The sequence below is a fragment of the Ruminococcus sp. RTP21204st1_B2_RTP21204_210225 genome (genome assembly GCF_040914135.1).
GTDB classification, from domain to species: Bacteria; Bacillota; Clostridia; order Oscillospirales; family Ruminococcaceae; genus Hominimerdicola; species Hominimerdicola aceti.
Window position 1 is genome coordinate 54592 of sequence record NZ_JBCPGA010000006.1, and the last position, 26046, is coordinate 80637.

At 39.8% G+C, this 26046-nt stretch carries 24 protein-coding genes and 2 pseudogenes; 15 read left to right on the top strand and 11 right to left on the bottom strand.

From position 1 onward, the window contains the following. Window positions 1-221 precede the first annotated feature (221 nt). On the bottom strand, window positions 222-830 hold the full coding sequence (locus tag AB5123_RS03875) for a restriction endonuclease subunit S (protein ID WP_117894212.1): 609 nt from the start codon (window positions 828-830) through the stop codon (window positions 222-224). Between the two features lies 1 nt (window position 831). Further along, a pseudogene (locus AB5123_RS03880) lies at window positions 832-3330 on the bottom strand (type I restriction-modification system subunit M). Window positions 3331-3447: 117 nt separating this feature from the next. Between AB5123_RS03880 and AB5123_RS03885 the strand changes: the two are divergent. The 3 genes and pseudogenes from AB5123_RS03885 to AB5123_RS03895 all read left to right on the top strand — a co-directional run. Next, window positions 3448-4011 (top strand): annotated as a pseudogene (locus tag AB5123_RS03885) (restriction endonuclease subunit S); the annotation flags it as partial. A 101-nt stretch (window positions 4012-4112) separates the two neighbouring features. After that, a complete protein-coding gene (locus AB5123_RS03890; RefSeq protein ID WP_022126699.1) occupies window positions 4113-6482 on the top strand; it encodes a type I restriction endonuclease subunit R in 2370 nt (789 codons plus the stop codon). Further along, window positions 6430-7263 carry a type I site-specific deoxyribonuclease HsdR family protein gene (locus AB5123_RS03895; protein ID WP_022126698.1) on the top strand — a complete coding sequence of 278 codons (834 nt, stop codon included), beginning with the start codon at window positions 6430-6432 and terminating at the stop codon, window positions 7261-7263. Before AB5123_RS03890 ends, AB5123_RS03895 begins: the two co-directional genes overlap by 53 nt. 31 nt (window positions 7264-7294) lie before the next feature. On the opposite strand, the gene AB5123_RS03900 is transcribed toward AB5123_RS03895, so the two are convergent. Next, the gene (locus AB5123_RS03900; protein ID WP_337812274.1) at window positions 7295-7783 is read right to left on the bottom strand and encodes a restriction endonuclease subunit S; all 489 of its coding nucleotides are present in this window, start codon (window positions 7781-7783) and stop codon (window positions 7295-7297) included. A gap of 60 nt (window positions 7784-7843) precedes the next feature. Between AB5123_RS03900 and AB5123_RS03905 the strand changes: the two genes are divergently transcribed. The 10 genes from AB5123_RS03905 (at window position 7844) to AB5123_RS03950 (ending at window position 15579) form a co-directional block, all read left to right on the top strand. After that, window positions 7844-8776 (top strand): site-specific integrase, encoded by a 933-nt coding sequence (locus AB5123_RS03905; RefSeq protein WP_022126623.1) that lies wholly within the window; start codon window positions 7844-7846, stop codon window positions 8774-8776. Window positions 8777-9427: 651 nt separating this feature from the next. Beyond that, window positions 9428-10153, top strand: coding sequence for a DUF6076 domain-containing protein (locus AB5123_RS03910; RefSeq protein ID WP_158455044.1), 726 nt, complete (start codon window positions 9428-9430; stop codon window positions 10151-10153). Between the two features lie 25 nt (window positions 10154-10178). Continuing rightward, the gene (locus AB5123_RS03915) at window positions 10179-10712 is read left to right on the top strand and encodes an RNA polymerase sigma factor (protein WP_022127444.1); all 534 of its coding nucleotides are present in this window, start codon (window positions 10179-10181) and stop codon (window positions 10710-10712) included. Then, complete coding sequence (locus AB5123_RS03920; RefSeq protein ID WP_022127445.1) at window positions 10705-11382, top strand: DUF4367 domain-containing protein; 678 nt, start codon at window positions 10705-10707, stop codon at window positions 11380-11382. Before AB5123_RS03915 ends, AB5123_RS03920 begins: the two co-directional genes overlap by 8 nt. Window positions 11383-11477: 95 nt before the next feature. Then, a complete protein-coding gene (locus AB5123_RS03925) occupies window positions 11478-11903 on the top strand; it encodes a hypothetical protein (protein ID WP_267301966.1) in 426 nt (141 codons plus the stop codon). A gap of 168 nt (window positions 11904-12071) precedes the next feature. Beyond that, entirely contained in the window at window positions 12072-12476 is a 405-nt protein-coding gene (locus AB5123_RS03930; protein ID WP_022127447.1) for a hypothetical protein, read from the top strand. A 69-nt stretch (window positions 12477-12545) separates the two neighbouring features. Next, on the top strand, window positions 12546-13436 hold the full coding sequence (locus tag AB5123_RS03935) for a hypothetical protein (RefSeq protein ID WP_022127448.1): 891 nt from the start codon (window positions 12546-12548) through the stop codon (window positions 13434-13436). Window positions 13437-13447: 11 nt separating this feature from the next. Beyond that, window positions 13448-14203: a DUF2705 family protein gene (locus AB5123_RS03940; RefSeq protein WP_022127449.1), complete on the top strand. Its 756-nt coding sequence runs from the start codon at window positions 13448-13450 to the stop codon at window positions 14201-14203. Window positions 14204-14213: 10 nt separating this feature from the next. After that, window positions 14214-14849, top strand: coding sequence for an ABC transporter ATP-binding protein (locus AB5123_RS03945; RefSeq protein ID WP_022127450.1), 636 nt, complete (start codon window positions 14214-14216; stop codon window positions 14847-14849). Between the two features lies 1 nt (window position 14850). Then, on the top strand, window positions 14851-15579 hold the full coding sequence (locus AB5123_RS03950) for a hypothetical protein (RefSeq protein WP_022127451.1): 729 nt from the start codon (window positions 14851-14853) through the stop codon (window positions 15577-15579). 645 nt (window positions 15580-16224) lie between these two features. Here AB5123_RS03950 and AB5123_RS03955 read toward each other — a convergent pair. Further along, window positions 16225-17202, bottom strand: coding sequence for a reverse transcriptase family protein (locus AB5123_RS03955; protein ID WP_289148068.1), 978 nt, complete (start codon window positions 17200-17202; stop codon window positions 16225-16227). A gap of 464 nt (window positions 17203-17666) precedes the next feature. Next, window positions 17667-18728: a hypothetical protein gene (locus AB5123_RS03960; protein WP_368364539.1), complete on the bottom strand. Its 1062-nt coding sequence runs from the start codon at window positions 18726-18728 to the stop codon at window positions 17667-17669. A 457-nt stretch (window positions 18729-19185) separates the two neighbouring features. On the opposite strand from AB5123_RS03960, the gene AB5123_RS03965 reads away from it, so the two are divergent. Both AB5123_RS03965 and AB5123_RS03970 read left to right on the top strand, forming a co-directional pair. Continuing rightward, the gene (locus AB5123_RS03965; RefSeq protein ID WP_347504075.1) at window positions 19186-20514 is read left to right on the top strand and encodes an AAA family ATPase; all 1329 of its coding nucleotides are present in this window, start codon (window positions 19186-19188) and stop codon (window positions 20512-20514) included. Next, window positions 20462-21046: an AAA family ATPase gene (locus AB5123_RS03970; RefSeq protein ID WP_256322272.1), complete on the top strand. Its 585-nt coding sequence runs from the start codon at window positions 20462-20464 to the stop codon at window positions 21044-21046. The genes AB5123_RS03965 and AB5123_RS03970 overlap by 53 nt, the downstream gene beginning before the upstream one ends. A gap of 218 nt (window positions 21047-21264) precedes the next feature. Here AB5123_RS03970 and AB5123_RS03975 read toward each other — a convergent pair whose 3' ends face one another. The 6 genes from AB5123_RS03975 to AB5123_RS04000 are packed head-to-tail and all read right to left on the bottom strand — an operon-like array spanning window position 21265 to window position 25896. Then, the gene (locus AB5123_RS03975; RefSeq protein ID WP_022288376.1) at window positions 21265-21927 is read right to left on the bottom strand and encodes an ABC transporter ATP-binding protein; all 663 of its coding nucleotides are present in this window, start codon (window positions 21925-21927) and stop codon (window positions 21265-21267) included. 13 nt (window positions 21928-21940) lie between these two features. Further along, window positions 21941-23218 (bottom strand): hypothetical protein, encoded by a 1278-nt coding sequence (locus tag AB5123_RS03980; protein WP_302414072.1) that lies wholly within the window; start codon window positions 23216-23218, stop codon window positions 21941-21943. Between the two features lies 1 nt (window position 23219). Continuing rightward, window positions 23220-24431, bottom strand: a complete 1212-nt coding sequence (locus AB5123_RS03985; protein WP_278645711.1) for an ABC transporter permease — start codon at window positions 24429-24431, stop codon at window positions 23220-23222. 15 nt (window positions 24432-24446) lie between these two features. After that, window positions 24447-24656 (bottom strand): hypothetical protein, encoded by a 210-nt coding sequence (locus AB5123_RS03990; RefSeq protein WP_117904097.1) that lies wholly within the window; start codon window positions 24654-24656, stop codon window positions 24447-24449. Window positions 24657-24695: 39 nt separating this feature from the next. Beyond that, the gene (locus AB5123_RS03995) at window positions 24696-25367 is read right to left on the bottom strand and encodes a DUF4367 domain-containing protein (protein WP_270759428.1); all 672 of its coding nucleotides are present in this window, start codon (window positions 25365-25367) and stop codon (window positions 24696-24698) included. Further along, a complete protein-coding gene (locus AB5123_RS04000; RefSeq protein WP_022288371.1) occupies window positions 25360-25896 on the bottom strand; it encodes an RNA polymerase sigma factor in 537 nt (178 codons plus the stop codon). Before AB5123_RS04000 ends, AB5123_RS03995 begins: the two co-directional genes overlap by 8 nt. Window positions 25897-26046: the final 150 nt, after the last annotated feature.

Here is a 26046-nt window from a genome sequence, read left to right on the forward strand (position 1 = left end):
TTTTGATACCTCCGTGATTGGTTTGGAAGTACGGTATATCACAATTATTCGTGGAATGGTAGTGGCAGATGTGATGAAAATTGAGTGGTGGATTTGGGGAGAAGTGATAAATTAGAATCATTTTACTGTTCAACTGGCGTTTTAGCCACTGTTAAAGGCAGGTGTGTGTTACATTTACGTTAAAAAATGTAAACATATATTGAAAAAATATGAAAAGTATGCTACAATGAAATGAATGCAAAAATGACTTTTTCAAGCTTACGCTGATGAAGGGTGATAAGGCGGTCGAGGTTTGCAAAAAAAGAACCTATCATCTTTTGCTCTAATAAAGTCGGAACCATAATTCCAAAATTCTTAATGTCATTTAAACTTAAATGCGGAACAGCGGTTTCCGTCTTATTCATGCTTATATATGTTAGAAAATCACGTTGAATTGTTTGATACATGAAGTCAGAATCAGCAATCTCATTGTTTATTCTTGCTCTGGTTACACGTTGCACCAATAATGCTGGTAAGTGTTTTTTCTTGATTATACCGTAGCTTTTTCCTATTAAAGCTCCGTCCATTTGAATTATTATATCGTTTTCTTTCAGCAAATAACTTTCTAATCCTTTTGAAGAAGTCCATTTCACACAAATATCATTTGATAAATCAATATAACCTCTTTTTACATTCATTCCTCGGATTAAGTTTATACCTGTTTCAGAAAAACAATCACTTTCAAATGGGTAGCCAGTTATCAAATCATTCTCGTCCCCAAACTCACGCTGTTCCCAAGTATCAGTGAAATCCTTGAATCTTATTGCTGGAACGTTCGATTTTTTCGTCATTTTACACACCTCCCAGCAGTTTTTTCAGTTCTGCCAGACCTTGCATATCAAAATCGTTGCCGACTAAATCGTCAATCATTGTACAAAGTGATTTTTCGGTCTCTTTGATTTCTTCGTCAACCTCTTCAAAAGTGGTTTCATATTTCTTGGAAAGCACCTCAAGCTTTGAAATCAACTCGTTTACAATATTAACGGGTAGCTTAAAAAGCTCGGTCACAACAGGGGTGATCCATTTTGCTTTCAGGAATTCTCTGATCTGCTCGTCGGTCAGCTGTTCGATCGCCGCCTTTGTTTTTATAATCAAAGCCGCATTGTCTTCCTTGATTTGCTTTTTCAAAGTCTTTTCCTCTTTGGCAAGATCGGTATATTTCTTGAGTACAGCAATGATCTCGTCTTCAACATCTCTCACCTTTATTGACTTTTTAACCTCCGCCGCAACAAAAGCAGTTTTGTCATCATTTACGAAAGCCCTTGACTTGTCCTCTTCGCTAAGTCCGTCAAGCAGTTTCTCATATTCGGATGCAATTTTGGAGAGCCTTGTTTCATATTCATTCAGCTTTGAAAGTTCATCGAAAAAATACGCAGACTGAACAAGACCGAACGGAATAACGTGTCCTATCCAGCCTTCCTGAACTTCGATTTCTTTATTGTCTTTCCTCTTGATAACCATATTGGGATCGACCTGTCTTGCAGCACCAAATCCCTCTGTCTGAATGATTTCAAGGTCAATTGCGATTCTGCTCCACTCGTTATCAAGTATCTGGTAAGCCTCATAAACGTCCACTAGAGGAATGTCAGCAAGTCTTGCAAAAATATTGTCAGAAAGAGTGCTTTCTTCCTTAGATGTGTTAATTGCGGTCTGGTCACAGCCGATCAGTTCATCATAAAGATAAGTATCAAGATCTGCAAAAGCTGTTTCAAACAAGCTTGCAAAGCCGGTTACATCGGAATGTTCGTGTACAGCCTTTTTTATGTCCTCTACAGAAAAGTGGACATACTCCGCACCGTTATCACCAAACAGCGCACTTCTCAGGTTCGGAAAAGCATTCCAATAAGTCGAAAGTCCATCAAGCTCTTTGGCAGGAATTCCACCGAACATAGACGCATAAATATCCCAGCTTTCAGCATTCTCGGAAGAATCCACATAACGTGGGATGTTCAGGTTATAATCATTTTTTCTGATTTCTTCACGGCTGACAGTCCTTGAAAACTTGTCCACATTCTTGCGTGCACTTACGGTATCAACAATACGCTTAATATCAGATGAACGCAGTTTGTTGTTCTTTCCAATCTTTTCAAAGCCTTTTGATGCGTCAATAATCAGAACGTCGTTGCAGTCGCCACGCTGTTGCTTCAGAACCATAATGATTGTCGGTATACCCGTTCCAAAGAATATATTTGCAGGGAGTCCGATAATTGTGTCGATCTGGTTCTTCTCGATAAGGTTCTTACGGATTTCACCTTACTCACCGCCACGGAACAGAACGCCATGTGGCAGAACAATTGTCATAATTCCATCGGGTTTGATATGATACAAATCATGCAGTAAAAACGCATAGTCCGCCTTGCTCTTTGGTGCAAGACCGTATTCACTATATCTAGGATCGGAGTCCTTTCCTTCGGGATTCCACGGCTGAGAGTATGGCGGATTTGAAACAACGGCGTCAACACGCAGTACAGGCGGATAGCTGTCCAAATCAATCGGCCAGTCATCTTCAAGGGTGTCCGCATTTCTTGTAAAGATGTTTGCCGGTGTAATTCCGCGCATTACGAGATTCATTCTTGTCAAGTTGTATGTATTCTCTTTCAACTCCTGCGCATAATACTGAACCTGCTCGCTATCCATATATTTTGCGGCACTGCGTCCAATATTTATAAGGAGTGAGCCTGAACCGGAGGTTGGGTCATATATAGCAATATTTTCCTTGCTTTTAAGGTGATTTGCAACGATTTCGGACATAAGCAGCGACACCTCGTGCGGAGTATAGAATTCGCCTGCCTTTTTTCCTGCGTTCGCTGCAAAATTGGAAATCAGATACTCATAGATGAAACCAAGCACGTCATATCCCTGTCTTTCATCCATCGGGATATCCTTTATCAGTCCAAGCAAGTCACTGATTGCCTTTGTTCTTGCACCGCTTGTCTCACCTAGTTTAGAAAGTCCGGTCTGCAAAGTATCAAAAATCTTGTCAAAAACTTTTCTGTGAGTGCTGTCAATCAGACGGTCAAACGCCGATAATGCATCTGTAATGTTGGAAACATCGAAATCTTTGCCTTTTTTCAGCCAAGTTGAAAAAAGATTTTCATATGAAATAAAATAGCCTATATTCTTCTTGCACTGTTCGACAATGTCGGTATCTTCCTCAACGAGTTCGGACAGATCTGCATCTTCCCAGTCATTCTTTTTCAGATACTCAACTTCCTTATCGGAAAGAAATTTATAAAAAATAAAGCCAAGAATATAGTCCTTGTACTCATTCGCCTCAATTTTGGAGCGCATTTTATTTGCTTACTCCCATATTTTGTTTGCAAGTTGCTGTTTATTCATAGTTTCCTCCTAAATATATATTTTTAAGTGTTTTTATAGCCGTGCTTATTAGCTGACGCTTGGGAACAGCGTAAGTTGGGCGAGATTTCAGAATCATTTGAATATGGTCTAAACGCTGCCGCCACTGAATATGACGGCAAGCATAAATATATACGAATTACAGACATAGATGATTCGACACATCTATTCTTGCAAGATGATCTCACATCACCCGACATAGACTTTTCAACCGCAGATGATTATTTACTGCAAGAGGGCGATGTTCTATTTGCAAGAACCGGAGCGAGTGTAGGAAAAACCTATATTTATCGCCGTTCTGACGGTGATTTGTATTTTGCAGGCTTCCTTATCCGAGCAAAAATCAAAAGCGATTATGATGCGGATTTTGTGTTTCAGAATACTTTGACAGACAGTTATGATAGCTATATTCGTATCACTTCTCAGCGTTCCGGACAGCCTGGTGTCAATGCTCAGGAGTATGCTAATTTTGCATTATCTGTTCCAAGTCTTGCTGAACAGAAGAAAATCGGAGCTTATTTCTCTCATCTCGACTCCCTTATCACCCTTCATCAGCGTAAGCTTGAAAAACTTAAAAATATCAAAAAATCTTGCCTTGAAAAGATGTTTGTGTAAGGAAAATCGATTAAATTGAAGATGCATACGACAATATTGATCGCATGATAGAAAATAAAAAAGAAAAGCAGTAATTATGCTGCATAAGGGAGTGACTACTAATGGGATTTGACAGTGAGACAGCGTTTGAAAGTGCCTTGATAAAATGTCTTGTGGAAGAAAAGGGCTGGAAAGACGGCGTAATAAAATATCCTACCGAAAAAGATTTGCTTGATAACTGGGCAAAAATCATCTTTGAAAACAACAGAGATATTGACCGTTTGGGCGATTTCCCGATGACAGATGGTGAAATGGCACAGATTATGGGGCAGATAGCCAAGCTTCGCACGCCTTTGAATCTAAACGGATTTATTAATGGCGGAACTGTGCAGATTATCCGTGACAACGAAAATGACACGCACAATTTCAAGAAGACGATATCGCTCAAAATCTTTGACCGCAATGAAATAGCCGCAGGCAGAACTCGTTATCAGATTGCACAGCAGCCGAAATTCAAGGCGAAGAACAGCATTTATCCCAATCGCCGCGGCGATTTCTGTCTGCTGATTAACGGAATGCCTGTCATTCACGTTGAACTGAAAAAAAGCAACGTACCTGTCAGTGAAGCACAGTATCAGATTCGTAAATATCTCTACGAAGGTGTGTTTACGGGGCTGTTTTCACTTGTGCAGGTGTTTGTTGCAATGAATCCCGAAGAATGTACCTATTTTGCCAACCCAGGAAGTGATGATAAGTTCAGAAAAACTTTCTGCTTTCATTGGGCAGATAAATATAACAATCCGATTAATGATTGGAATATGATTGCCGAGCGGCTTTTGTCAATTCCTATGGCGCACGAGATGATAGGTTTCTATACGGTTGCAGATCAGACCGACAACACACTTAAAGTTATGAGAAGCTATCAGTATTATGCTGCAAGTAAGATTTCCCGTCGTGTCAGTGAGATGAAGTGGGACGATAAAAGCATTTACGGCGGTTATGTATGGCACACAACCGGTTCGGGTAAGACCATGACAAGTTTCAAATCCGCACAGCTTATTGCAAATTCCAAGGATGCCGACAAGGTAGTTTTCCTTATGGACAGAATTGAACTTGGAATGCAGTCGCTGCGTGAATACAGAGGTTTTGCCGATGAAACAGATGACGTTCAGTCAACTGAAAATACTGAAGTGCTGATTTCCAAGCTGAAAAGTGATAATGTAGGCGACACTCTGATTGTAACCTCTATTCAGAAAATGAGCCGTATCAAGGCAGAAGACGGAATAAACAATGATGATATTGAAAAAATTAATAACAAGCGTATTGTTTTCATCGTTGACGAGTGCCACAGAAGTGTATTCGGCCGTATGCTTTCATCTATAAAATACACATTCCCACGCGCGATTTTCATAGGTTTTTCGGGCACTCCGATTCTTGAAATCAACAAGAAAAAGGATTCCACCACAGCTGATGTATTCGGCGATGAACTTGAGGGCACAAGGTATACGGTTGCCGACGGTATGCGTGACGGCAATGTCCTCGGATTTGACAGCGTTCCTCAGCCTACATATAAAGACAAAGACCTGCGAAAAGCGGTTGCACTTGAAAAGGCAAAAGCACAGGATGAAACCGAAGTCTTTGCCAATGACAGCAAGAAAAAAATTTATATGCATTGGATGTATGACGTACCTATGGGAGAACAGCTTGATGATGACGGCGATTCGCTAGAAAGTATCGAGGGATGTCTTACAGATGCACAGTATAACCGTGATGAACACAGAAAAGCAGTAATTGATGATATTCTAGATAATTGGGTGAGCCAGAGCCACAACGGAAAGTTTCATGCAATACTCGCAACAAGCAGCATCCCCGAGGCAATCAAGTATTACAAATTGTTTGCCCAGCGTGACTGCGGTTTGAAAACAACTGCCGTTTTTGATCCCAGCGATGGAAACAACGAAAGCTCTATCGAAAAAATTGATGGTATAGCCCAGATGCTCGAAGACTATAACAGTCTATTCGGTACGTGCTTTAATATCTCGGGATACGCCTCATTTAAGCGTGACGTGTGTGCAAGATTGGCACATAAAACACCCTATACCGCTGTAGAAAATGAGCCGTCTAAGTGTCTTGACATTCTCATTGTTGTAGATCAGATGCTTACGGGTTACGATTCCAAGTGGCTTAACACGTTGTATATGGATAAGTTTTATAAGTGGTCAAATATCGAAATGATTATTCAGGCATTTTCGAGAACAAACCGTGTGTTCAATGATGATAAGCCCCATGGAATCATTCGTTACTATCGCAGACCATACACTATGAAAAATATTATAGAATATGCTTTCGAGCAATATTCGGGACAAAAGCCTTACGGCATTTTCGTAGCAAAGCTCATACAAAATCTTGAAAATATGAATGCTGCTTTTTCGGATATCAATGATATATTCAAGATTGCAGGAATCCCTGATTTTTTCAAGACTTCCCGATGATGTGACGGAGAAAAGAAAGTTTTCAAAACTGTTTAAGGAGCTCAACAAATTCCTTGAATCGGCAAGGGTTCAGGGCTTTGTTTGGGAGAAACGTGACTATGAATTTGAAGACGATAACGGAAACAAGGACATTGTAACGCTTTTATTTGATGAGAACATTTATAACATTCTTCTGAGGCGTTACAAAGAGCTGCGCACGGGTGGATCGGGCGGTTCCGACGATGAGCCGTATGATATTGAACCTTATCTGATGTCGCTTTCTACGGATAAAATTGATGCCGAATATATGAATTCCCGTTTCAGAAAGTATATCAAGATGATGGGTGACGGCACTGATGAACAAACACGAAATGTCATGTTAAACGAGCTGCATAAATCATTTGCCAACCTATCGCAAGATCAGCAGAAGTATGCCAACATTCTTTTGAAGGATATTCAGAATGCTGAGCTTGTTATTGATGATGACAAAACAATTCTTGATTACATCACCGAATATCAGTCAAGAGCAAAAAGTGACCAGTTCTGTAATTTTGCAAGAAACCTGGGCATTAACGAAACTGCTTTGAAGAAGTTCATGTCATTGCACGTTACGGAAGAGGATATAAATGCTTTCGGTAGATATGATAAGCTTGTTGAGCAGGTTAATATTGATGTGGCAAAAGAATATTTCGAGAAAGCAGAGAAAACCGAAATCCCCAAGCGAAAGGTTCGCTCAAAGCTGGATAAACTTTTAAGAGAGTTCATCCTGAGCGGCGGCTTTGAAATTTCAACTAATGAATAATAACATAATGTGAGCCGTATGGAGTCAAGATTCATTCTTGGCTCCTGTTTTTTTGCTTACGCTGATGAAGGGTGATAAGGCGGTCGAGGTGGGTGAAATACTGCCCGATTTTTCGTTGTTCAGTTAGTGACGGACTTTTTACATCGGTTGAATTTATATTGATTTTTGATAAACTTGGCACGCCCGTTGATTCATCTTTCTTTTTCCAATCAATATTTTGAAAAATTCCAAACACAAAATTAATGTCATACGTTTCTTTTGGAATGCAGTAAAATAACGTATCTACTGTCCAAAATGGAGCTTTTAAAACATAAGGATTATCAATAGTTCCTTTACGACCAATTCCAACTGCGTCCTTTTTATATGAAAGTGCTTTATCGACACTAATCATATATCCACCCGTTCCATAAACAGGAATATCGCCCTCGTTCAAATCTTTGTAATCCATTCCATTGCCTACAATAATCACCTCCCCCAACTCACGCTGTTCCCAAGCGTCAGTAAATTTGTTTGCAATTATTCATTCAATTAATAAAACCAGTTAAAAACGGCTATAAGCCGAAATAATAGGAGGTATAAAATGTTAAAGTCAATCACCAAGGACGCCTTATTCCATGAATATTATGCACAGTGGATAAGAGTTTACAAGGAGGGAGCAATACGCAAGGTCACGATGGACAAGTATCTTATGACGCAGTCCTGGCTTAAGCGTTTAGCACCCGATTTAAAGGTGCATGAACTCTCGAGAATCACATATCAGCAGTTGATAAATGATTATGCGGTTTACCACGAGAAACAGACTACGATGGATTTTCATCATCAGCTGAAATGTGCAATACTTGACGCGGTGGATGAGGGTTTAATCGAGCGTGATCCGACGCGCAAAGTAATTATTAAAGGCAGACCGCCCAAAGCAAAGAAGGTAAAGTACCTTAATCAGTTTGAATTGCATACACTGCTTAACACTCTTAATCTTGAGCCTGAAATTAATTGGGACTGGTTTATTCTTCTTGTTGCCAAGACAGGAATGCGTTTTTCGGAAGCGCTTGCACTTACTCCCAAAGATTTTGATTTTCCGCGTCAGACACTATCTGTCAGCAAGACATGGAATTATAAAGGTGACGGCGGTTTTCTGCCTACCAAAAATCAGTCATCCGTACGTAAGATACAGATGGACTGGATGACGGTAATTCAGTTCTCTAGATTGGTTAAGAAGTTGCCCGGAGACGAACCGATATTTGTCAAATGCGGCTCGAAAATATACAATTCAACAGTCAATGACATTTTGGAAAGACACTGTAAAAAAGCTAATGTACCTGTTATTTCGGTACACGGACTTCGTCATACCCACGCCTCGCTTTTACTTTTTGCGGGCGTTTCAATCGCAAGTGTAGCAAGACGACTTGGTCACGCAAGCATGACAACAACACAGAAAACGTATTTACATATCATACAAGAGCTCGAAAGCAAGGATATTGACCTTGTGATGAGATCACTTTCTGAACTGTCATAACAAACAAAAAGGCGGATGTTTAGTCCGCCTTTTGCTATGGATATGCCTATGAAGTACTACATCCTTCTCGCCACATAACAATGCCGAGGCGGCTCGCTCTTGTCAATCTCGCACACAAGCTTGCCCTCGTCGCATAGCTTTTAATTAAAAATTAACCGCCTGCTGTCATTACGCATACGGTACTCTTCCTGGTAGAAATGCACCACTTTCAACCACTTGTTTGCCACTTATTTGTGCTAAAAATCACCGAAATCGGCTTAAAATCACTACAATTGCATTGCTCAAAAACGTCGCAAAATCGAAGTATTTTTCTGCAAAATAAGTATGTAAATCCGAAGCTCCGACTTCAGATTTTTTGCTGTTATGAGCCGCTATTGAACTTCAAAGCGTTTGCAACAGCATCGCAAGCTTTGACCTGATACTCCTGAAACATATGACTGTAGACAGAAAGCGTTGTCGTCTTGCCAAATAGTAACACACTTTCATATGCTGGGTAAATAACGTAAATACGCCTTTAAATAGGCTTCTTTTATCTTTCAGAGGTTCGTCGAGCAGCTTGTAGTAGATGTAGATTTCACGAGGCTGCCCCTCCACATAGGCATCAAGGGTGATATACTCGATCAGCTCCAGGCACATCTCACGGGTAAGCTCATGCAAACGAAATCTGCCCTCTGTGAACTTCTTGGTGTCAACGGAATACTACTCCTCGTGGTGCTTCGCCTTTCGTACAAGAAAATAGCCAATCCAATCAATGACCCATGGATGAGCTATGATCTTACCGACAATCTCGATATGAACCTTGTTCCGAGAGAGAAGGCAGAGGGCAGCGGAGAGTATCTTATTGCCGAATATTACCACGCCAAGCGACTGCAATCGCTTCTGAAAGTTGATTTTTTCAAAGGTCTTATGGTCGGGCATCAGATACGCAGGTGTCTGAACTGCAACAGATTTTTTATTGTGAACGGCGGCTATAAGACAAAATACTGCGATATGCCTTCGCCTGAAAATCCAAACAGAACGTGCAATCAGATGGATTTTGCCAAGAAAAAGCCCAAAGAGAAAAATGCCGAGAAGCGAACACTTTTGGCTAAATCAGAGAAACTTTACCATTCCGCTATGACCTCACCGGAATTTACAAACGATGAATTTGAACAACAGTTAAGCTCTGCGAGTTTGTACAGGTTATGTGGCATGGAACCTCCAAGGAAAGGACGATCGGGTCAGGCTGACGATAGGCGCACCTGCAAGCAGGGCAAGGATATTACCCGTTATGAGTATTCCGATTGGCTGAAGAATTTACATGTGGCTAAGTCTGAGTTTTCTGTATCTTTACGCTTGAAATATTTAACTTTTAGTGATATACTTGTTATATACTAACAAATGAAGTTAAAGGGGTGATATTATGTTAGCCATTTGTCTGGCATTGATAAACGATGATGAAGATAAAAAAAGTTTTGAACAACTAGTAAAAAAGTTTGAAAAAAAGCTATATACCGAGTCGTTTAAGATTTTAAGATCACATGAATTAGCGGAAGAAGCTGTATGGGAAACATTTTATAGAATAGCCGATAATTTTCATAAAATTCACAATTTACCCGTGTACAAAATGGAAGCTTACTTGATTATAACTATTAGAAACGCTTCTTATAGACTTTATAACAAAGAAAAAAAGCATTTCTACAATGACATTCATGAAGAAATGAGAGATATTCCTTCCGCCGATGAATTTAACGATTATAATGTTGCCGATTTATCTAAGGCAATCAGCGAACTGGAAGAAAAATACAAAGTCGCAATTACATATTTTTATTATTACGGACACAATGCCGATGAAACCGCCAAACTTATGGGAGTTTCACGGAACGCTGTATATAAATATCTGAGAAAGGCTGAACAGATTTTGTTTGAAAAATTACGAGGTGATATTAGTGAATGAAAATACAGCATTGTATAGAGCTATCGAACAAGCGGTAATACTGCCGTGTGCAGGAGAAATGGAATCTATCGCAGATGTCGAATGTGATTTTTCAGAGACTTACAAAAAGAAAGTAAACAGGCTGATAAAGGACAGAAGCAGACCGTATTATCCTTTGATAAAAACAACTCTGAGGAAGACTATTTTTATTATAGCGGCAGTTTTAATGATGAGTACAATTACAGTTGCCGCTGTTCCACAGTTAAGAGAATGGTTCGTAGGTTTGTTTGTCTCGCAAAATGAAAATAACGCTGATGTGCATGCTGTTCAAGGAGCTATTCCCGCAGATGATATGAACGATGAATTTATCTATTATGAGCCGACGTTTATTCCAAAAGGATTTGTAGAAGAAAGCAGAATTAAGGATATTGCACATTTAGGCATTGATTATCGTTTCAAAAATAAAATCATTTTTTATTCTCAAAGTCCATTAACGGCAACCCATAATATTGATACTGAAAATAGGAAAACAGAATATGTTACCGTATCAGGCTGTGAAGCGTTTTTATCCTATGATGACAACTCATCTATCATTGTTTGGAATGATGGAAATTATGTATATTCCATAAACGGAGATTTGTGCAAAAATGACATAATTGAAATGGCAAATTCGGTTAATCCTACAAAATAAAATATTTTTTACGAAAAGTGTGTACAAATTTACTCAAACTTGTATCTCAGTATATAAAGGGAACAAAATTTTGAGGAAAGGAGTGCACATTTTTTATGAAGAAAATGATTTCTACGATAATGGCTATATGCATTATGATGTGTTCGCTTAGTATGAGTGTTTCGGCGAATAGCGTAATCGATTATGTAGAACCGGGTATAGAATTAATGTATCTGTACACAGACAATGTTAGTACAAGTGTATATCGTTCAGGCTCAAATATAGCTTATAAATGTGATGCTAAGGGCAAATCCACAGCAACAAAGATAAGCATTTATCTGTATCTACAGGAATATTCAAACGGTGCTTGGAGTAATGTTGATGTTGTTACAAAAGCAGTGAACGGACGCAGCGCATACGTCAGCGATACATATTCATCGGCGGTATCAGGAAGAAAATATCGTACTGAAGCTCATGTATATGTTTACAGCGGAAGTAAATACGAGTATCTGGAAGTCAACAGCGGAACGTTGATTTTCTGATACATAACTGGTGTAATAAAAATAGAAAGGTTTGGTGAATCCAATGAAGATGTGAATATTTATTTTGCACAATTATTCATTGCAATAATTGTGTGATATGATGAAATTAAAATACTCTGCAACAAAACTTAAAGAAAATTACACTTATATTGAGAAAGGACGTTTAATATGAAAAAAATCGTTAAGAGAATTGCAGCTATGGGTGCTGCTGTTATGATGATGGCATCGATGTCGGCTATAGGTGTAAACGCTTATGGTACAGCTTCGTTCAGCAATGAACTTGCACATTCTGACGACTATAACCCTATTACAACTACATCAGGCTATTCAATTGACTATGCGTATGGTGTATGGGCAACATCAATTTCAAGCGTAAGCGGCTATAGCAAAGGAACACCCCGATTTAAGGTTAAGACGGGGGGCTATTCCGATTATGTTGATGTATATAACACTAACCAGTTATATTCGTTTGATTCATCCATGTGCAGAGGTAATAAAACCTATTATGGATATGTTAAGAACAAGACTTCAGGCTGCAAATGCAAGGTGTCTGGTGAATTCAGGTTTATGTAAGGATAATACATCGGAGGAGAAGTGAATCTTCTCCTCTATGTATTAATATAAACCTACGGAGGCAAATATATGATCAAAAGTATACTTACCCAAACAAAAATAATGCTTAACAAAAAGGGCTTTATGTTCGGCTTTTCGGCAATGATGATGATATGTCTCTTAGAGGTTGTTTTCAGTTCATACGGTGTTACCGCCCTACGAATGGAAGGAGACGGCTTTCCCGGGAACGACCCATCGTCGGTCATAACTTCCTTTGAAGCATTTATCCTCTGTGTACCCTCAGGACTGCTCAGCTATCTTGAGCTGCTGTTCCCATTCCTGTGTGCTTTGCCCTTTTCTTTTTCGATACTTACCGACAAGGCAGCCAACACGGATACTCTGTTGTGTGCCTACTGCGGTAAACGAAGGTACATCATATCAAAGATCACAGCTGCATTTATCGGCTCATTTCTGATATTTTTCGTTCCGCTGATGATAAACGGCTGTCTTAATTATCTCATCTTCGATAATTCCATGGGAGCAAATCTATTCAACCCGAACTGGCGTTTTAACGGCTTCGGCGTTATGCGTGCCACAGACTACCCCAATGCTCCCTTTGGAGAACTGCTGGCGGCTGCGCCCTTTCTGTACAGTATGCTTCATGCTTTTATGTTTTCTCTGATGTCGGGAGTGTTCGGGGTGCTTGCTCTTGCCTGTTCGGTGTTTTGCAGAAGGAACAAAGTGCTGACCTTCGGGGTCGGATTTCTTATCATAAACATAATGCAGTTCCTTGAAAACTACAGCATGAATGATGATATAGATAAAAAATATACCGCACTCGATCCATTCAAATATGTTACTTACTATTACTGTGACGGCAGGAGTGGAGTGAACTATTTAGCGTTTTTCATTGCTATGGGTGCGGTGATAGTCGTGAGTTCGGCTCTGCTGCTTTTCTGTGGCAGAAAAGACTATATCTAGGGAGTGAGAGAATGAAGAAAATGCTTCTAATGATCGCATCTATTGTCCCATTGTCACTGATATTCAACGGTCGTAATTTTTTCAACATTCTCGCAGAGCGCAGTCTGGGAGAATACGATGAGAGTTTTGATCTTTTGTTTATCGGAAACGCTTTCGGTTTTACAGCACTTCGTGATGCAAGCCTGCCCTTTATGCTGTACACATTGACTGTGGCTGTTGTCTATCTTTTTATGTTCGGACATACCATGTCTGATAACCTGAACGTCAGCGATATTTATGTTTTTATCCGAGAGAACAAGAGAACAAAATGGTTCGTCAAAAACTCGGCTCGTATATATTTGCAGAGCGCTGTTATAGTCCTTGTCAACGTGGTTGTGATATGGTTAATGACTGCCAAAATGGGCGTTGCAAATCAGCCCGGGGATATAGGAAAAATAGTTGGGATAACCATGATGATGATACTGTACATTTGGATACTTATTACCACCACAAATCTTTTCTCGGCATTGTTCGGCAGTACTATCGGATTATCTGTCGGAGCGGCAGCACATTATGCCTTTGTTATATCTGCAAGGTACGGCTTTGAGAATACCCTCATAAAAAACATAAACCCTTTGGCTGTCATTTTTAATATGTCAGAAAACAGGCGGAGCATTGTAACGTCAGTAATAGTAATGGGAGTGATCTTATTTGCGGTGTGTGTCATATTCTGCACCTATGTGAACAGATCTGATGTTAGCCTTAACAACAAAGAGATATTAGTGTGAGGGGATAGAAATGTCAACGATAACAGTTAAAAATGCAGTTAAAAAATTCAAAAACAGCACAGTGATCGACAATGTGTCTCTTACACTGGAGGGCGGAAATATCTACGGATTTGTAGGGCGAAACGGCAGCGGTAAGACCATGCTTTTCCGTGCGATATCGGGGCTTATACATCTTACAAGCGGCAGCATTGAGATAGACGGCAAGGTGCTGCACAAGGACATTGACGCTCTGCCCAGTGTGGGTATTGCTATTGAAAATGCAGGACTATTTCCGGACTTGTCGGGATATAAAAATCTGAAGCTGCTGGCAGGGATAAAAAAGAAGATAAGCAAAGACAAAATTCGTGAGACTATCTCGGAGGTAGGGCTTGATCCCGACGATAAGCGCCCGATCAGAAAATATTCCCTCGGTATGCGGCAGAGGATACTTATTGCACAGGCTATTATGGAGGAACCCGATGTGCTGCTCCTCGATGAACCTACAAATGGTCTTGATGACAGCGGTGTTGACGAAATCAGAAAGCTGATCTCTGCACAGGCAAAGCGAGGGGCAATAGTCTGTGTTGCAAGTCACAACAAGGAGGATATCGCCCTTCTGAGCGATAAGATATTCAGAGTTGACAATGGCGCTGTCCGGGAGGAATGATATGAAAGTATTTTTGACCTTACAGGCGGCTTTGATTGCAGTCACCCTTCTGCTTTGCTTACATGCAAGGGGCTTGTCAGAGGATGTAGGAATAACCCGCATGGACACTATCGAGAAGATACATAACAGCAATTGTGACTATATTGCTGTGATCCATGATACAGAGGAACTGTATGATCGCTTTTCTCAGTTTGACAGTGAGAATGCAGACTACGGCATTGGGCTTTACGGAACAGCCATATTTGTAGGAACTCCACAGGACAGCTTTTCCTTTTCAAAGGGCAGTACCTTCTGCACCCTTGATGTGGATAAGGTCATAAAGGGTAATATCAAAACAGACAGCATTGATGTTGAAATCAAAGGCGGCTTTCACTACGAAACAGAGGCTGAGTTCAAAGAGCGGTTAATGAATGCTGAGGACATGGAGATAGAGACACCTTCTGAAAAACTATTCTCGCTGGATTTTGGCGGCATGAATTTTATGGTACCAGGGAAGAAATATCTCATAATTGCGCAGACTCTTGATTTTAAAGAAAAAACTGTTTACAGGATAAACGGTTATCAGATAAGCTGGCTGTGTCTTGATGAAACGGAGAGCAAGATTATGAAAGAAGAATATGTTTATTCAGAATGTTGCAATAATGAGATATTTTCGCCGGATCATAGTATTATCGAAGCATTTTACGCTAAAAAGGACGATATACTTAAAACTTATAATATAGTACTGTGATTTATTCAGTGATTCCTTAATATGTGGTCATCTCTAAATTCTGTTGGCTTATCTGCGGCAAATCTTTATCCGTCATATTGTCCAAAATTCCCATGACATACGCTAGTATGCCTGCGAAAATTTAGTACAATCTGCCGAATAAATCTGCACCGCATCCAAACGACATATGAAGTTTATGCATTCACACGGGATGATGTGATTAAAAGTTTTGAATTATGACATAGTTTTATACTTGATAAATTAAAGTGTGATCGTGAAGCTATTGCTATGGAATTATTTGAAGAAGAGAAAGAAGATGGAAAACAATTGGTTTCTGATCTCACAAAAAAGCAGTATTAATAAAAAAACGACCGCCTGCTGTCATTACGCATACGGTACTCTTCCTGGTAGAAATGCGCCACTTTCAACCACTTGTTTGCCACTTATTTGTGCTAAAAATCACCGAAATCGGCTTAAAATCACTACAATTGCATTGCTCAAAAACGCCGCAAAATCGGGCTTTTTCGCATTTTACTAAAGACCACATCAGGTGTGCGGTTTAATTCAATTCCCGTACGGATCACCAAAGTTTAAAGCTCGGAGATAGCACATTGTGCTGTTTCCGAGCTTTTGTTATCTGAAGTTTCATACCTTCCATGTTCTGCCCTACTTTCCCCCGCACACCTCACTCTTGAGTTTTTTCGCCGCCTTGAAATACTCTCGCATTTTCACGTCCGCAGGGTCTATCTGCAATGCAAAGGATATCCTGCCCAGCAGCGAATTTATGTACTTCTCAGGCGTAATGTCAGCACCTTTGAAAAACAGGCTTTGGGAAACTCCGTATTTCTCACAGTAATATATTTCCTGACGTATCTCCCGACGCTGTTTCGACGAGATCTGCGCCTTTTCGTTGACTACTATCCCCGTTACCTGCTGACGTTGCGATGAACCGATAAGCGTCGTTTTTTTCATGTTCAGCTTAAAACCCATTTTCCACAACGCCCTGCTCACAAGTTGCGTTATCTCTTTGGCGTTAAGCACAGCTTTTCCACCTGAAAATGTCATATCATCACAGTATCTTGTGTAATTTATGCCACGCTCTCCACACCACTTGCCTATCCTCTCATCAAATCTTTTCATCACCAAATTCGATATCTGCGGAGATGTTGGCGCACCCTGTGGCAGTATGCTGTTATGAGTGCATATATTTGTCAGCAGCGTTGTAGCAGGCTTAGAAAATCCAAGCTCGCACATGACCCCATAGACCTTGCCAAAATCAATGCTGTCAAAAAAGCCTGAAACATCAAGTTTAAGCACTCTCTGTTGACCAATATGCGGCTCTGCATTTTTCAAAAGCGAAGAGTTTTTGCAATATGCAGTGGCATACTCAGATACGGACAGCGTGTAAAGATACCTTTCAAGTATCCTTCTTTGAACGAGCTTGAGATATTCGTTCGGCACTTTTAACACCCTGTTTTTATGCCCTCTGCCACGATGTATTATCACCTTGCGGTAATTTGAATAACACTTTCTCTGATTTCGTTTATGATAGCGTATTCGGTTGTTGCTAAGCATATAAAGCTTTTTCAAAGGAACATCAAGCTCCTCTGAGATCCTTATGATATCATTATCAATATCATTCATTTTGTCACCTCAAAAAAAAAAAATGACAAGCGTCAGCACAAGATTCAAATGCTTTGGAGCCGAATTTTATTTAATGGAATTAAATCCGATTCGGTGAAAAAGCTTTTGATAAAGCTACTATTTCCTGAAACTTCCACAGCGACTCGCTGTAGTTATGCGTTTTGCAATATCGCTGCTGACGCTTGCCATATTTTACTAAACCATGTTATGTACTCATGATAAAAGCACCTTGTTTATTTTATGAGATAATTATATCACGCGAAATGCACAACAATTGGTGCATCTCGCAGAGTACAACGAAAAAAACGGCTGTATATAAACACTCTGATATCATTTTACCAATTTATGCACAACACGTCAATGGGTTATCCTGACATTTTACGCCAAGCGCCAATATTTTATATGAATACACAAAAAACCACACGAAGATAGGAAAAAAAGCCGAGCCTTGCTTTTATCACCTCTCAATTCCCCCACCTCTCGAGCTTTTTCCTTTTTATCACTATCCCCACCGGGCTATCCGTTTTTTCGTCAAAAAATTCCTCGCAGACCCACCAATGATACTCTTGCCTTGGCAGGGTCGCCCACGTCATATAGCAAAAGCTCCACTGGCGAAGCAATTCCTTCTTCTTGCCGTTTTTCAGACTTTCAGGTAGATAGTCCTCCATAAGCTTCACTATCGTATCATAGCTTATAAATCTCATCTTGTTCTTTCTTTTTATTATGGACAGCCTGTGGGCAAGATAAAAATGCAAAACAACTTTCCATATGCTGCATTTGTATTCCGGGTCAAGTATTGACTCTTTTTTCATTCTCCTGATGATCTTAATACGTTCATCGGGGTCATTCAAAAGGTCGCACAGCGCTGAGATATTAGAACAATCGAAACCGTCCTGCCCACTGTCCAACTTGAAATATCTCCGCCCGTCTAGTTTGTATAAAGGCACTCGTGCTATCTGCCCCTCCTGTGTTTCCACTGCATATGTCCACAACCTCGGGCAGGATCTTATCTCGTAGACTTCTCTGCCACTGATATCCTGACCTCTCTGTACATTAAGAAATCTCTCCCCTATGTTGTCACCGACTTCCTGCGGAGCATTTTCAGTGCCTGCTATAAAAATCCTAAGCCTTTGGAGCTTTTCCACGCTTTCTCTTAGCTTGTCTTTAAGTGCATTTCGTGAAAATCTAATGTCCTCGTTTCCGCTGAGAAGTTCCCATATGGTGTTGAGATAAAACTCCTTTCTGTTATTATTCCATATAGTGCAAACAGCGTCAAAAACACACATATCAAAGTATGTCAGCGGTGCTTTTTCATAAGCCGTGCAGTCTTGATACCATAAGGTACAACAGATATCATTTCTGCGCTGACCTTTCACAAAAGCTACTCTGTAGTTATAGTCCTCTTGATCGTTTCTTTTGCCTGACAGCCCGTCATAAAGCCCTTGTATCTCTTTCTCTCCCAAAAGCCTGTTTATTTTCTTGTCTATATATAACCAACGATCCTTATTTTTCTTTATGACTATCATTTTTTCTCAGCAAGCAAAAGTCCAAACAAATGGACAGATAGTATGATATAATATAGGCATAACAACAAAAAGTGAGGTAAAATCGTTATGCCTAAAAGAAACACACTCAAAAGCAAGCTCAGCATCATAGTTTTTTAGATGAAATTGAACTCAAAAGACAAATGCCTTGAGTTTCTATTTGAATTGCGTTTTCCATAAGGTTTGGTTTGTCTGGAATGTGACTGTACAGAGTATTATCATATCAAAAAGCGTGGTCGGGGAACTACCAAAATGAAGATCATGGTGGCTGTACAGTGGGCAAAATGCTCGCCACTGTGAGGGATACTATTCCAAGCAACTGCGCATACACGATATTCGAGGAGCTGATATTAGCGCCGTTCAGCATTGCCCGTATGCGTGAAAATTTCAAAAGGCGCAGAAGACGTCAACAAAACACCAAGAAAGGAGTGGAATAAAAATGCCACAAACAGAAGATATAGAATACATCAAGAAATATGAGGCGTATGATTGTATCAACACCTCCGAGGACGATGATTTTGACCCACTGGACGAGCTTTACGAGCCTGATCCTGTGGAGATTCAAAACACGAGCCAAAATCCATTTACAGCAAAGGTATTTGACCCCGAAACAATGCTTTTCGACCTTGCCGAAACAAGGAAGACAGAAACAAAATTCAGAGAGAATATACTCTCTCTGATGATGTCTGTTCTCATAAGCTCAGACAAGCCCAACGCACTGCTCTGCGGTCCTGCGGGCTGTGGAAAAACCAAGATAGTGGAGGAGCTTGCCTACAGGCTCAAAAGCAGCGAGAACATCGTACCACAGCTCAAAGGCTATAGGATATATGCCCTCCAGCTCTCTGATATCGTGGCAGATTCAGGTCTTATGGGTGACCTTGAAAATAAGGTCAAAATGCTCATAAACTATATGAGCGACCAGGACGAGAAGCGAATTTTGTTTATCGACGAAATACATATGCTTTTTGAGGAAAAGGCATATCGGATCGTCGCTCAGATCTTGAAGCCTGCTCTGAGCCGTGGGAAAATAAAGCTCATAGGAGCGACAACGACCCAGGAAGCAAATCTCATCGACAGCGACCCTGCCTTTTGCAGGCGTATGACAAAGATAATAGTTGACGAAGCAGACCATGAGCAGACAGTGGAGATCCTTCTCAGCATGAACGAGCATTTTGCCAAACACTATAACATCTCGTTCGCTTTGAGCCGAAACAAGGCAGAGCACATTGTGGATATCGCAGACGAATTTTGCTACTCAGGCTCACACCGCCCTGACAATGCCATAACGCTACTTGACCGCTCCATAGCTTCCGCCGTGGTGAAGAACGCTTCTGACAAGAAGATGAAAATTACTCTCACCGACCGCCATATAAAAGAAACGGCTTTCCGCATGACATCAGGTCACAGCACGCCCCACGCCTTTAACGAGAGAGACTTTCACCGTGACCTCTCAGCCGTCTGCGGTCAGGAAGCTGTCATAGACGACCTTGTCAATGTGCTTAAGCTCCATTCTCTCCACATCAGGCCGACCAAAAAGCCTTTTACAATGCTTTTTATCGGACCAAGCGGAGTGGGCAAAACAGAGGTCGCAAAGATAATAGCCAAAAACTGTGCAGGCGAGAAACCTATCACACTGAATATGTCGGAATTCTATTATGACGCAGGCATAAACCGCATTATAGGCTCGCCTGCAGGCTATCTTGGAAGCGACAGCAATGTTGAACTGCCCTTTGATAAGCTCAAATCCCTATCAGGTGATACTCCTTGACGAGTTTGAAAAGTGCGACAGATCCGTGCAAAGACTATTCATGTCTGTCTTTGACGAGGGCATTCTCACCACAAGTCAAGGAAACGTTATAGACTTCTCAAAGTCCATAATAATAGCCACCACCAACGCAGGCTGTACCGCAAAGAGCAGAAGCATTGGATTCAACTCAGACAGCACATCGGAAACACAACTCATAAGCGACCTTTCCGACTATTTTGACGTCGAACTTATCAACCGCTTCTCACAGAAATACACTTTCAGCGAGATATCAAGATCGGTGTACAGAAAGATAGTTGAAAAACGGCTTGCGAGCGAAATAAAAGTCATCAAAAGGCTTCACCCTGAGCTGAATATGGACTCCCTGTTCAGTGCAGATGAGCTTGCAAAGGCAGTAGATAAGATAACAGCCGACACCTACAACGTGAAATCAGGCGCAAGACCTGCCGTCACAGCAGTGAGCAAGTTCATTGACAGCAAGCTTCTTTCACACTTCTCACGCATGGCAAAAACATACAGACCAAACCAAAACTAACGCTCCGCCACAAAATACTAATGACCGCACCTTTCACGGGTGCGGCCAATTTTTTTTACTTCTGACAATTTTACTCTTATTAAACAGATATAAAGAAAAGAAAGATGAAAAAAGCTCGAATTATGTTATTAGGATATGTCACACCCACAAAATATCACGCTAAACAGCCGATATCAAAATGTGATTTTTGCATTTGATGTGCGGAAATTGGATTTTTTCTATATGATCTTACCGTCAGACACTTCGATAACACGACTGCATTGTTCTGCGACTTTTGGATCGTGAGTAACGATAACGACTGTTTTTCCCTCTTTGTTAAGGCGTTTGAAAAGCTCCATTATCTCGGCCGAGGTCTTTGTGTCCAGCGCTCCTGTAGGCTCGTCCGCAAGTATCATGGCAGGCTCGTTGACAATTGCTCTGGCTATAGCAACACGCTGCTTCTGTCCTCCCGAAAGCTTGTTGCAAGGCTTCTTAGAAAGATCCCCCATACCAACAGCTTTTAATGCTTCAAGAGCTTTTTCTTTTTTATTCTTTATCTTTTTCTTTGCAAAATCCAATGGGATCAATACGTTTTCAAGGGCAGAAAAATCCTCAACAAGTGCAAAGTCCTGCATTACAATGCCTATCTTTTCATTTCTTATCTGTGCATACTGCCCCTCCGATAAATTTTTTACCAAAGTGCCGTCAATTGTGTACTCACCGCTCTGATAGCTGTCTATGCAGGCAAGGATATGCAAAAGCGTGGATTTTCCTGCGCCTGATTTTCCAATTATCGCTACCATTTCACCGTCTGATATCTCGCATGATACCCCATGCAAAGCCTCATATTCATTGGCTTTCTTTGGATTATATATCTTTATTATTTTATCAAGCTTTATCATTATAATGCCTCTCTTATTCATTTATCATCAAGATCTCATTTGGTGTATTTCGTCTCATTATAACGCCCGGTATCAAAAGTGAGATCAGAATGTTCAAGATAACGATACTTACACAGCCGATCAAGTGCAGCCAACCAAAACTTATCACTGTATTTCCCATAAATTTGCTCATAGTAAGAACATTTGAAATACACACTGCAATGGCGGCTGCCATAACTGCGGTCATAAGATCACACACAAGATCTATCTTGATATATGCGTTCCACTTTGCTCCGCAGAGATAATAGATACCATAATCTCCAAGTCTCTTTTTTATGTTCACTGCCGAAGCCGAAACTGAGCTTACAATAACAAGAACTATCACGCATATAAGCATTGGAACAAGCTTGATAAGCTGACCATTAATATAGACAAGCGAATTTTCTCTGAAATCCTCAAAGTCAAAAACCCTGCCATAATCCCTCAGATATAATTCAAGCTCCTTAAAACGCTCATTGCTTACATTATCCTTTAACGTTACTATTTGATTGCCACAAGGATATATTTTACAGTTTATATCTTTAAGACAGTCTGTCGGAACTATCAGCATCATGTTGCCATGCTTATTGACATTAGCATAAAGATCTCTGAAATCAGGCTTTTCTTTTATACTATCCTCAGTGCCTAAATATGCAGATGAAAACCCCAGCAACTGTGAGCCGTCAGCTATGACACCGACAATTTCCACCTTGTTCTTAACATACTCATACTTATAAGGATCAGCATAGTCAAAATCCTCATCATCAGGGGACATCTCCCCTACTTTCTCTTTGTGCATAATGGTAACTATGTCACCCGTTTTGTAGTTGCTGTTTTCAGTCACAACAGCAGGTATCAGATCTCCGTTAGCCGACGCATTAGACAGCCATTTTCCCGAACTCATCTGCGGCGTAAATGACTTTATCATATCTTCAGATAAAGCATTAACGCTCATTCTATCGTCACCAAGTCCATTAGATAGATCTTTTGATGACGGAGAATAATACAAGCTTGTATCATATCCGCTTGTCACCGACTCCACATCATCAATATTTTTAAGCTCACTGTCAAGAGGAGCAGTATCATATATATTACATATATATAGTCCCTTGCCATCAGGAAAGTATTTCTTTACAGGAGTATACATCTCTATTCTTGAAAGAACAGAAGAAACAGCCGCCGTCATTATAATAAATGCAATGGCGAGCTGAACAGCGATAAAAATATTGCTGTAGATATTTCTTGCAAATTCTTTTAAACCATATTTTATCATATTATTTTCCCCTCTCTTTCATCATTTTCACAGGGGATCTTTTATTGGTAAACAATATCACAATGTTAAGGAACAAATAAATAGAAATAATATATATTCCAAATATGGTCATATATACCCTGAAATTATATGCGACCTTGATATACTCAAAAAACAAAGTAAGCTTAGGAAGCAGCGCATAATTGAATACCAATGCAAATATCACATATATCGTCACTGATATCATACCTATCTCGGCTATATACATCCGTCTTATTTTATTTGACGTGCAGCCACACAGCATGAATATAGCAGTCTGTTTAGCACGGGATCTTATTATGTATCTGAAAAGCATTGCAAGATTTATTGCAGAAGCTATCGCAACGGCTACGGACATAAATATAACGGAATTGTAGAATTTTATTTCAGTCATATCGATCGTGTCTATCGGAGGAAAATTAACATTACACGTTAGAACTTCGCTGAAAGCTTTTTTCAGCTTAAAAAAGCTTTCTGTATCTAGAGCATTGTCATCAAGAAAACTTATGCTTGAAATAGTGCAGTTATCACCCAACGTTTTAAATGGCACCTGAAATTCCTCTTGTACAGTATTACCGAATATGCCTATGACCTTATAGCTTTTGCCAAGCAGTTCAACATTCTTGCCGATCATATCGTCTTTTGCGCCGCTAGGCAGCACGACCAGATTTTCGTCTGAAGCATATTCTTCCTTAGTAAAATATCTGCCTTTGCGTATACTCATGTTGTCGACATACGATTCGTATAAACTATAATCATTCAGCTCCTCATCATATTGAATGCGCACCGCAGACATAAGATACGGTTGACCGCCGTCAAAACACTCATCAATTTTAAGCTCGTCTTGATCAAACATTAAACCAAAATACATACCCGGCATTGACGCTTTAGAATTATCATCAAGCTTGTCAAGCACCTCCCGAAGCTGAACAGGAGTTATAGAATCTGTTCCAAAATAAGACAAGATCCTGCCATCACTGTCTTCCTGAGTATCTATTATATCGCCAAATGAAAAAGTATAGTTAAATACATACTTCTTTTGCTTTTCAAAATCCTTGCTTGCTTTAAAATTCTGAAATGCACCATGTGAAAACAATATTATAAGCACATCAGTAACGGCGCAAACAATAAATAGAATAAAGATAAGTACATTCTTTACGGCAAAATTTTTCAGGTTAATAAAAACGTATTTCATTTAGTCCTCTTAATATTACTTATTTTGATTTATACGATAATAAACATCGTCTATAGTATACTGATTATCCTTATCGGTTTTAACTTTTACACGATGGATATAATAAGCATATGACTGACCATATACCTCTTTGGTTGCTGACGTAGTTGCTAATGCAGTAGTAACAGCCATAGTGCTTACAATAGCCAATGCAACAATTCCCGTAACAATTTTCTTAATAATCATACTTATTTCCTTTCTCGTTTCGCAATAAATCACAAATTTTTAATTCGTAGACTTAACTGAATTTGCCATACGAATTATGTCATCTTTGCACAAATTACCGTCTATTTCAAAAGCATAAGTTCCATCTGTCCATGCAATTATTGTATATTCACTGTCATATGAAATGAATGCTTTTTTGCCATTAATATCTACCCATTCAGTCTTCATATTTTCGGTATCTACCTGATTAGACACTGTCAAAGAACTTTGCGAATAGTTTATGTATTTATCGCCTGATATATAATGTATTTCATGCCTTGTATCGGTAGTGACAACAGATTTGATTTCAAATTCGCTAGGTACGAATGTCGGTACATACTTAACAAAATTATAAATGCTAAAATCGTCCAAAGAATTATCTTTTATATGCGTTATTTCAGCGTTTCTATTATTATCCTGTACAAAAACTCCAACAAACCATTCACGCAGCGGCGGTACGGCGGCGACTGTCACAGAGCCGACTGCAAGCACCGCAGCTATTATCGCCGCAGCAAATCTTAGAGTGATCTTTATATGTCTGTGACCGCTTTTTCTGTTAGTTTTTATCAGCTCGCCAATTCTCTGCTCATATTTTTCCGAAAAATCATGTGGAATTTTCTCAACAGCCAAATAATCCTTATAGTCTTCATCAATTATGCCTGTTTTTATTGCCCGTCTTAACTTATCATTCAAAACGATCACCACCGATCAAATCTAAAATTTGTCTTTTGGCTTTGTTCAGATAATTAAATACCGTTCTCTTAGAAATGCCCATGATCTGTGCGATCTCATCAGCAGTCAGATCATAATAAACCTTATATGCTATCACAGACTTTAGTTTATCATCCAGCTTTCTTACCGCATCTATAAGCAGATCTAAGTCAATATCATCATAAAAATCCTCACTCGGCTCATCTTCCACCTTAAGATCAAATATAGACGATGTTGGATTTTGATTTTCCTTATTGTAGATCGCATAACAGGCGTTTCTAATAGTTCTAATAAGATATGCGTCCATATCGTGCAAAGAATAATTGTGAATTTTTTTAAAACATTTTGCGATGCTGAAAAAAGCATTTGCACAAGCCTCTTCTGCCAGCGCAGAATTATTCAAGATCTTGTATGCAAAAGCATAGGCTATCTGACGATTTCTGTAATAAAAATCTTCAAAAGACGTCTGATCCTTATCGTTGTCTATCAAGGTCATACATACAGCTAACATTTGATTCCCCCCTGAGTTACTTATGTTACTAAGCATAACACATATTGACATACTTTTCAAGATACCAACAAATAAACTTATAACCCGAAATTATAATACATTTTGCGATTTATACTTGTATAAAACTAACATGATTGAGCCATTCAATTT